Annotated in this window: 8 protein-coding genes and 1 pseudogene; 6 read left to right on the top strand and 3 right to left on the bottom strand. The window is 72.7% G+C overall.

What is annotated here, in order from left to right; genetic code table 11:
* Positions 1–121: 121 nt before the first annotated feature.
* The 4 genes and pseudogenes from ACFRQN_RS30385 to pknB all read left to right on the top strand — a co-directional run.
* A pseudogene (locus ACFRQN_RS30385) lies at positions 122–845 on the top strand (FAD-dependent oxidoreductase); the annotation flags it as partial.
* Positions 842–1,126 carry a sulfur carrier protein ThiS gene (thiS, locus tag ACFRQN_RS30380; protein ID WP_380743436.1) on the top strand — a complete coding sequence of 95 codons (285 nt, stop codon included), beginning with the start codon at positions 842–844 and terminating at the stop codon, positions 1,124–1,126. The pseudogene ACFRQN_RS30385 and the gene thiS, both read left to right, overlap by 4 nt.
* A gap of 3 nt (positions 1,127–1,129) precedes the next feature.
* Complete coding sequence (locus tag ACFRQN_RS30375; protein WP_049655375.1) at positions 1,130–1,927, top strand: thiazole synthase; 798 nt, start codon at positions 1,130–1,132, stop codon at positions 1,925–1,927.
* Positions 1,928–2,011: 84 nt separating this feature from the next.
* Positions 2,012–3,796 carry a Stk1 family PASTA domain-containing Ser/Thr kinase gene (gene pknB / locus ACFRQN_RS30370; RefSeq protein ID WP_380743446.1) on the top strand — a complete coding sequence of 595 codons (1,785 nt, stop codon included), beginning with the start codon at positions 2,012–2,014 and terminating at the stop codon, positions 3,794–3,796.
* A 13-nt stretch (positions 3,797–3,809) separates the two neighbouring features.
* On the opposite strand, the gene ACFRQN_RS30365 is transcribed toward pknB, so the two are convergent.
* Entirely contained in the window at positions 3,810–4,439 is a 630-nt protein-coding gene (locus tag ACFRQN_RS30365; RefSeq protein WP_049655378.1) for a molybdopterin-dependent oxidoreductase, read from the bottom strand.
* Between the two features lie 277 nt (positions 4,440–4,716).
* Between ACFRQN_RS30365 and bfr the strand changes: the two genes are divergently transcribed.
* Positions 4,717–5,196, top strand: coding sequence for a bacterioferritin (gene bfr / locus ACFRQN_RS30360; RefSeq protein ID WP_049655380.1), 480 nt, complete (start codon positions 4,717–4,719; stop codon positions 5,194–5,196).
* Positions 5,197–5,218: 22 nt separating this feature from the next.
* Here bfr and ACFRQN_RS30355 read toward each other — a convergent pair whose 3' ends face one another.
* Positions 5,219–5,518 (bottom strand): bacterioferritin-associated ferredoxin, encoded by a 300-nt coding sequence (locus tag ACFRQN_RS30355; protein ID WP_380743434.1) that lies wholly within the window; start codon positions 5,516–5,518, stop codon positions 5,219–5,221.
* 160 nt (positions 5,519–5,678) lie between these two features.
* Complete coding sequence (locus ACFRQN_RS30350; RefSeq protein WP_049655382.1) at positions 5,679–7,028, bottom strand: class II 3-deoxy-7-phosphoheptulonate synthase; 1,350 nt, start codon at positions 7,026–7,028, stop codon at positions 5,679–5,681.
* A gap of 302 nt (positions 7,029–7,330) precedes the next feature.
* Here ACFRQN_RS30350 and ACFRQN_RS30345 point away from each other — a divergent pair, with 302 nt between their 5' ends.
* Positions 7,331–9,268: an anthranilate synthase family protein gene (locus tag ACFRQN_RS30345; protein WP_380743432.1), complete on the top strand. Its 1,938-nt coding sequence runs from the start codon at positions 7,331–7,333 to the stop codon at positions 9,266–9,268.
* Positions 9,269–9,300: the final 32 nt, after the last annotated feature.

The raw sequence follows: 9,300 nt of genomic DNA, 5'->3' as shown, positions 1-9,300 counted from the left end.
GGGACCACTCCCAGCCGCACCTGCACTTCTCTATCACTCCAAGGCATCCGGCTCGCGGTCCCACACGCGAGGCCCGTCCGGTCGGGGGCCCGGGCGGCGCACACCCGGGGCCCCCCCCCCCCGCGGACGACCACCAGGTGGACCCCCGGCGCCTGCTCACCGCCCTGGTCGCCGCCTGCGGGCGCGCGGGCGTCCTGCTGCACCGCGCCGAGGCCGTCGAGCTGCTGGTCGAGGACGGCCGCGCGACCGGCGCCCGGCTGAGCACCGACGAGACGGTGACCGCCGACCAGGTCGTGCTCGCCGCCGGCCCGCACAGCCACCGGCTGCCCGGTCTGCCCGAGGGGGTGCTGCCCGCGATCCGCCCGGTGAAGGGGCAGGTGCTGCGGCTGCACGTGCCGGAGGCCTACCGGCCGTTCCTCTCCCGCAACGTCCGCGCCGTGGTCCGCGGCCGGCACCTGTACCTGGTCCCCCGGGAGAACGGCGAACTGGTCGTCGGCGCGACCACCGAGGAGCAGGGCTACGACACCACCGTCACCGCCGGCGGGGTGTACGAACTCCTGCGGGACGCCCACGAGTTGGTCCCGGGGATCACCGAACTCCCGCTGCGCGAGACCTCCGCCGGGCTGCGCCCCGGCTCGCCGGACAACGCCCCGCTGCTGGGCCCGACCCCGCTGCCCGGGCTGGTCGCCTCCACCGGCCACTACCGCAACGGCGTGCTGCTCACCCCGGTGACCGCCGACCTGGTCTCCGAGTACCTGGTCACCGGTGAAGTCCCCGAGCTCGCACGGCCGTTCACCCCCACCCGGTTCTCCTCCGAATCCCCCGTCGCGAAGGCCTCCGCATGACCGAGATCGCCCTGACCGAGAACGCCCCGAACGAGCACGCCCCAGACGAGAACGCCGTGCACGAGGACGCCCCGGCCGAGATCGCCCTGACCGTCAACGGCGAGCCCCGCCGGGTGCCCGCCACGACCACCCTCGCCGAGCTGGTGGCCTCCGTCAGCGCCGCCAACACCGGTGTCGCCGCCGCGCTCAACGAGGCCGTGGTGCCGCGCGGTTCGTGGCCCGGGACGGCACTGGGCACCGGCGACCGGATCGAGATCCTCACCGCCGTCCAGGGAGGCTGAACCATGGCCGACGATCTGCTGACCATCGCCGGGACGGCCTTCTCCTCCCGGCTGATCATGGGCACCGGCGGCGCCCCCAGCCTGGAGGTCCTGGAGCGCGCGCTGCTCGCCTCCGGCACCGAGCTGACCACCGTCGCGATGCGCCGGGTCGACGCCACCACCCAGGGCTCCGTCCTGGACGTGCTGACCCGCAACGGCATCCGGGTGCTGCCCAACACGGCCGGCTGCTTCACCGCCGGCGAGGCCGTGCTGACCGCCCGGCTGGCCCGCGAGGCGCTCGGCACCGACTGGGTCAAGCTGGAGGTGATCGCCGACGAGCGCACCCTGCTGCCCGACCCGATCGAGCTGCTGGACGCCGCCGAGACGCTGGTCGACGACGGCTTCACCGTCCTGCCGTACACCAACGACGACCCGGTGCTGGCCCGCAAGCTGGAGGACGTCGGCTGCGCGGCCATCATGCCGCTGGGCTCGCCGATCGGTTCGGGCCTGGGCATCCGCAACCCGCACAACTTCCAGCTGATCGTGGAGGGCGCGGGCGTCCCGGTGATCCTGGACGCGGGCGCCGGCACCGCCTCCGACGTGGCGCTGGCGATGGAGCTGGGCTGCGCCGCGGTGATGCTCGCCTCCGCGGTGACCAGGGCTCAGGACCCGGTGCTGATGGCCGAGGCGATGCGGCACGCCGCCGAGGCGGGCCGGCTCGCCCACCGGGCCGGCCGGATCCCGCGCCGCTTCCACGCCGAGGCCTCCTCCGCGATGGCCGGCCGGGCCGACCTGGACACCCGCGAGCACCCGGCGTTCTGAACCGTCGCGCATGTCACAAGCCGGTCCCGGAGGCGGTGTCCGCCGGGACCGGGCGGTCCCGCACCCTAGACTCTCCGAGTGGACATGGCACTGCACGACCCCCTGATCGGCGCCCTGCTCGACAACCGGTACCGGGTCGAGCAGCGGATCGCGACCGGCGGGATGTCCACCGTCTACCGGGGCACCGACACCCGGCTGGACCGGGTGGTCGCGCTCAAGGTGATGCACCCCTCGCTGGCCGGTGACGAGGGCTTCACCGCCCGCTTCATCCGCGAGGCCAAGGCGGTCGCCAGGCTCACCCACCCCAACGTGGTCAACGTCTTCGACCAGGGCGCGGACGGCGGCCACGTCTTCCTCGCCATGGAGTACGTGCCCGGCCGCACCCTGCGCGACCTGCTGCGCGACCGCGGCGCGCTGTCCGTCCGGGCCGCGCTGGACGTGCTGGAGCCGGTGCTCGCCGCGCTCGGCGCCGCCCACCGGGCCGGGCTGGTCCACCGCGACGTCAAGCCCGAGAACGTGCTGATCACCGAGGGCGGCCTGGTCAAGGTCGCCGACTTCGGCCTGGTCCGGGTGCTCGGCAGCGCCGACGGCGCGCCCACCTCGACCACCACCGCGACCGGCGGCACGGTCATGGGCACCGTCTCCTACCTGGCCCCCGAGCAGATCCTCCCGGACGCCCCCACCGACCAGCGGGTGGACGTCTACGCGTCCGGCATCCTGCTGTACGAGATGCTCACCGGCCGCCGCCCGCACACCGGCGACAACCCCGTCCAGGTCATGTACAAGCACCTGCACGAGGACGTCCCGGCCCCCTCGCTGGTCGCCCCCGCCGTCGGCCCCGAGCTGGACGCGATAGTGGCCGCCGCCTGCGCCCGGTCCGCCGGCGCCCGCCCGTACGACGCGGTCGAGCTGCTCGCCGCCCTCCAGCGGGTGCGCCGCACCCTCGCCCCCGCCGCGCTGGACGCCGAGCCGCCGGCCTCCACCCGCCCCAGCCCGCGCTACCCGACCAGCGAGCCGACCTCGGTGATCCAGCCGCTGCCGCGGCCCGCCGAGGCCCCGCCGACGGAGCGCACCAGCGTGCTGGACATGCCGCCGGAGCTGATGGACGAGCTGCTCGCCGAGCCGCGCCCGTACGACGAGCCGACCCCGGTGCACCGGCGCCGGTCCCGGCCGGGCCCGCTGCGCCGCCTCCCCCGCCGGACGCTGGTCTGGACGGCCGCGCTGGCCGCGCTGGTGCTGGCGATCGGCGGCGTCACCTACGGGATCTCCGAGGGGCTGTACGGCTCGGTGCCGGGCGTGCTCGGCAAGGACCGGGCGGAGGCGCAGCGGGTCCTGGACAAGGAGGGCCTGCACGGCAGGTTCGTCGAGGTGTTCAGCGAGTCCGTCCCGTCCGGTCAGGTGATCGCCACCGACCCCGGGGTGGGCGCGCGCACCCGCAAGAGCGACAGCGTCACCGTCACCCTCTCCAAGGGCCCCAAGCGGATCGCGGTGCCGGACCTCACCGGGAAGAGCGCCGCCGACGCCGCCACGGCCCTGGCCGGCGCCCAGCTGACCAGGGGCGGCGTGACCGAGACCTACGACGACACGGTGCCCGAGGGCTCGGTGATCAGCAGCTCGCCGGCGGCCGGGCAGCTGCTGCAGGAGAACAGCGCGGTGTCGCTGGTGGTCAGCAAGGGCATGGTGCCGGTCCCGAACGTCACCGGGATGGGCAAGGACGAGGCGCAGAAGGCGCTCCAGGCCGCGGGCTTCACCATGCAGACCAGCGGCTGGGACGTGTTCGGCGCGGTCACCTCCTCCGGCCAGAGCCCGGCGGCGGGCGAGCGGCGCCCGCAGCGCAGCGTGGTGACCGTCAAGTTCTCGCTGTTCTAGGCCCCGGGCGGGCTCAGCGCAGCGGCCCGTCGCCGGGCTCCTCCTGGTAGGAGTAGCGCTGCTCGCCCCAGGGGTCGGCGAGGTTGTGGTAGCCGCGCTCCTCCCAGAAGCCGCGCCGGTCGGCCCGCATGTACTCGACCGCGCGCACCCACTTGGGGCCCTTCCAGGCGTACAGCCGCGGCACCACCAGCCGGACCGGGAAGCCGTGTTCGGCGGTGAGCGCCTCGCCGTTGCGGTGGGTGGCGAGCAGCGTGCGCGGGTCGGCGAAGTCGGCGAGGCGCAGGTTGGCGCTGTAGCCGTACTCGGCCCAGACCATGACGTGGGTGACGCCCGGCGCCGGGGGCACCAGGTCGAGCACGGCGGCGGCCGACACGCCCGTCCACTCGTTGCCGAGCACCGAGAACTTGGTCACGCAGTGCAGGTCCCCGACGACGGTGCTGCGCGGCAGGGCGCTGAAGGCCTCGAAGTCCCAGCTGTGCTTCTCCGCCGAGGCGGTGGCGCCGAACACCTGGAGGTCCCAGGTCAGCGGCTTGAAGCGGGGCACCGGCCCGTAGTGCAGGGCGGGCCAGCCGCGCTGCGCGCGCTGTCCCGGGGGGAGCCTCGGGTCAGACGGCGGAAGCGGTTCGTGTTTCGACTGACCCATGGATCCATGGTGACAGACGGCGGACGAGCCTCGGCGCGCGCCCCTTTGCGCGGATCCGCGCCCCTGCCCGTACGGCCCAGCGGTCGGCCGCCCACCAGCACGTTTCACCATGAATCGGATATTCCGACACATGTCCTAGTGAGTGTGAACTTACTGGAATTTCCTCCCAAAGCGGTGCCAGGATGCGCAGCGCAGGACTCAGTACCGGACCCACCGCAGGACTTCACGCAGGACTCAGCGCAGGACACACGGCAGCACGAGTGCAGGAGGCATCACCATGCAGGGCGATCCCGAGGTCATCGAGTTCCTCAACGAGCAGCTCACCGCCGAGCTGACCGCGATCAACCAGTACTTCCTGCACGCCAAGATGCAGGAGAACTTCGGCTGGACGAAGCTCGCCAAGTACACCCGGCACGAGTCATTCGACGAGATGAAGCACGCCGAGACGCTCACCGACCGGATCCTGTTCCTGGAGGGGCTGCCCAACTACCAGCGGCTGTTCCACGTCCGGATCGGCCAGACGGTCAAGGAGATGTTCGAGGCGGACCGCCAGATCGAGGTCGAGGCGATCGACCGGCTCAAGCGCGGGATCGTGGTGATGCGGGCCAAGAACGACGTCACCTCGGCGAACATCTTCGAGGACATCCTGGCCGACGAGGAGCACCACATCGACTACCTCGACACCCAGCTGGAGCTGCTGGAGAAGCTCGGCGAGGCGCTCTACCTCGCCACCGTGATCGAGCAGCCGGAGTCCTGAGGCCGCGGCCCGCTCGGGCCGGTCAGGCCGCCCGGTTCGCCCGGGTCACCCGCAGCGGGACCACCGGGGCGACCTCCGGGGCCGGAGCGGACGGCACCGCCGGGTCCTCCGGGTCCGCGAGGCCGAGCTTCGCCGCCAGCCGGGCGGTCGGGCAGGGGCGGGCGCCGTGCTCGCCGAGCAGCGCCTGGATGCGCCGCACGCAGGACCCGCAGTCGGTGCCGGCCCGGCAGCCCTTCGCTATCTGGCGCGGGGTGTTGGCACCGCCGTCGATCGCCTTCTTCACCTGGTCCTCGGTGACCGCATGGCACATGCACACGTACATCGCGGTCTCTCCCGGGAGTGAAGCGGAGTGGATCTTGACTAAGGTCAGCCTTAGTTCACTGAGGCTTACCTTACCCGGCGAAACGGGTACGAAAAAGCCCCTCCGGGCTCGGGGACACCGAATCCGGAGGGGCCTTCGTCACATCGGACGGGCACCGGGCCTACTGGCCGCGGTACATCTCCGCCACCAGGAACGCCAGGTCCAGCGACTGGCTGCGGTTGAGGCGCGGGTCGCAGGCCGTCTCGTAGCGCTGGTGCAGGTCGTCCACCAGGACCTCGTCGCCGCCGCCGACGCACTCGGTGACGTCGTCGCCGGTCAGCTCCACGTGGATGCCGCCCGGGTGGGTGCCGAGCGCGCGGTGCACCTCGAAGAAGCCCTTGACCTCGTCCAGGACGTCGTCGAAGCGGCGGGTCTTGTGCCCGCTGGAGGCCTCGAAGGTGTTGCCGTGCATCGGGTCGCAGATCCACACCGGCCGGGCGCCGGAGGCGGTGACCTTCTCCACCAGGGTGGGCAGGTGCTCGCGGATCTTGCCCGCGCCCATCCGGGTGATGAAGGTCAGGCGGCCGGGCTCGCGCTCCGGGTCCAGCTTCTCGATCAGGGCGAGCGCGTCGTCGACCGAGGTGGTCGGGCCGAGCTTGACGCCGATCGGGTTGCGGATCTTCGAGGCGAACTCGATGTGCGCGTGGTCCAGCTGCCGGGTGCGCTCGCCGATCCACACCATGTGGCCGGAGACGTCGTACAGCTCGCCGGTGCGCGAGTCCACGCGGGTCAGCGCGGTCTCGTAGTCCAGGACCAGCGCCTCGTGCGAGGAGAAGAACTCGACCGCCTTGAACTCCTCCGGCACCACGCCGCAGGCGCTCATGAACGCCAGGGCGTTGTCGATCTCCCGGGCGAGCTGCTCGTAGCGCTGGCCGGCCGGCGAGTTGCGGACGAAGTCCTGGTTCCAGGCGTGCACCTGGCGCAGGTCCGCGTAGCCACCGGTGGTGAAGGCACGCACCAGGTTGAGCGTCGCGGCGGACGCGTTGTACATCCGCTTCAGGCGCTCGGGGTTCGGGATGCGGGACTCGGGGGTGAACTCGAAGCCGTTCACCGAGTCGCCCCGGTAGACCGGCAGGGTCACGCCGTCGCGGGTCTCGGTCGACTTGGAGCGCGGCTTGGAGTACTGGCCGGCGATGCGGCCGACCTTCACCACCGGCACCGAGGCCGCGTACGTCAGTACGGCGGCCATCTGGAGCAGCGTCTTCAGCTTGTTGCGGATGTGCTCCGCCGAAACGCCGTCGAAGGCCTCGGCACAGTCACCGCCCTGGAGGAGGAAGGCCTCCCCGCGCGCCACGGCTCCGAGCCGGGCGCGCAGCTGGTCGCACTCGCCGGCGAAGACGAGCGGCGGATAGGACGCGAGCTCGGCAAGGGTCTTGCGCAGAGCCTCTTGGTCCGGCCATTCAGGCTGCTGCGCCGCGGGCAGGGACTGCCAGGAGTGGGCAGCCCTCGATGTCTCAGTCGTAGCGGTCACACCGCCAAGGCTACGGGGTGGCAGGAGTGACTCGTGCCTATTGCCCGAGGAATGAGACACATCTCGGACAAAGACGTGATGCCCCTCACCCGCCCCGACGCATCCGCTAGTCTCGAACCATGCACGCGCCCCACAGCCACTCCTGGTGGTGGGCCTCCCCCCAGGGTGGCCCACAACTGGCGCGTTCCTAGACGAACACGACGGCCGCCCCTCGGGGCGGCCGTCGGCGTCTGAGCAGACGGCCCTCCGGGAGCGGACCTTGCACCGCCTCTCACCAGTCCACCCGGAAGGAAGCCGTTCCCGTGACCACCGCTGTCGACCTGCTCGCCCGTCTCACCGGCCCCGATGCCCCCGCGTTCGCCCTGCTGCACCGCCGCACGCCCCGGCTCAGCCCGGACACCGTCGAGGTGCTGCTGGGCACCGTCGACAGCTACGAGCACCTCGCCGACCTGCCCGTACGCAGCGGCCCACCGGCCGGCGGCGGCCCGGTGCACGACCTGCTCGCGCTCGTCCCGTACCGCCAGATCCGCGAGCGCGGCTTCGAGGCGCACGACGACGAGACCCCGCTCCAGGCCCTCTCGGTGACCGAGCAGCACGCCCTGCCGTTGGCCGAATTCACCTACGCCCTACCGAAGTTGCCGGTCTCACTTGCCGGTGGCGGGTTCGATGTGGACGACGACGCGTACGCCGCGATCGTCCGCCGGGTGATCCAGGACGAGATCGGGAACGGCGAGGGCGCCAACTTCGTCATCCGGCGCGACTTCCACGCGACGATGGAGGACTTCTCCCCCGAACTCGCGCTGACGCTCTTCCGGCGGCTGCTGGAGCAGGAGCGCGGCGCGTACTGGACCTTCCTGGTGCACACCGGCGACCGGGTGCTGGTCGGCGCCTCCCCCGAGGTGCACGTCCGGCAGAGCGGCGGCACCGTCGTGATGAACCCGATCTCCGGCACCTACCGCTACCCGGCCGGCGGCTCCGACCTCGACTCGCTGCTCCAGTTCCTGCACGACCCCAAGGAGTTGGAGGAGCTCACCATGGTCGTGGACGAGGAGCTCAAGATGATGTGCACGGTCGGCGACCTCGGCGGCCAGGTGCTCGGGCCCCGGCTCAAGGAGATGGCCCACCTCGCCCACACCGAGTACGAGCTGCGCGGGCGCACCTCGCTGGACGTCCGCGACGTGCTCCGCGAGACGATGTTCGCGGCCACCGTCACCGGCAGCCCGGTCGAGAACGCCACCCGGGTGATCAAGCGCTACGAGCCCACCGGACGCGGCTACTACTCCGGCGCGCTCGCCCTGATCGGCCGCGCCGCCAGCGGCGGGCAGCTGCTGGACTCGCCGATCTGCATCCGCACCGCCGACATCGACCCGGCCACCGGCCGACTGGTCGTCCGGGTCGGCGCCACCCTGGTGCGCCACTCCGTCCCGGAGTCCGAGGTCGCCGAGACCCACGCCAAGGCCGCCGGGGTGCTCACCGCGATCGGCGCCCGGCCCGCGCCCACCCGGCTGCCCCACCCGACCGGGCCCCGGCTCGCCGACGACCACCGGGTGCAGGCCGCCCTGGACTCCCGCCGGGCCGACCTCGCGCCGTTCTGGCTGCGGATGCAGCAGCCGGCCGAGATCACCGAGGCCGAGCCGACCCTGGTCGTGGACGGCGAGGACACCTTCACCTCGATGCTCTCCCACCTGCTCGGCTCGCTCGGCCACCGGGTGACGGTGGCCCGCTACGACGAGCCGGGGCTGCGCGAGCGGGTCGCGGCGCACCGGGGCGCGCTGGTGCTCGGCCCCGGCCCGGGCGACCCGGCGCTCGCCGACGACCCCAAGATGGTGCTGCTGCGGCCGATCGTCGCGGACGCGCTGGCCGCCGTCCGCTCCGGCGCCCGCACCTCGCCGCTGCTCGCGGTCTGCCTGAGCCACCAGCTGCTGGCCGCCGAACTCGGGCTCCCGCTGGGCCGCAAGGCCGTCCCGTACCAGGGGGCGCAGGAGCGCATCGACCTGTTCGGCGCCAAGCGCACGGTCGGCTTCTACAACACCTTCACCGCGCGCTGCTCGGAGGCCGACGCGGCGCGGCTCCTCGGCGAGGGCGTCGAGGTCTCCCGGGACGCCGCCACCGGCGACGTGCACGCGCTGCGCGGGCACGGCTTCGCGGGGCTCCAGTTCCACCCGGAGTCGGTGCTCACCCGTGACGGGGTCGGCATCGTGGCGGGCCTGCTGCGCGAGGCGACGGCCGCGCTGCGCTGAGCCGGCGGCGCGGCCCCGGGCGGATGTGCCCC

This window comes from Kitasatospora sp. NPDC056800 (assembly GCF_042789775.1).
Classification (GTDB): Bacteria; Actinomycetota; Actinomycetes; order Streptomycetales; family Streptomycetaceae; genus Kitasatospora.
Note: the sequence above shows the minus strand (reverse complement) of the source record. Positions and strands in the feature narration are given on the sequence as shown.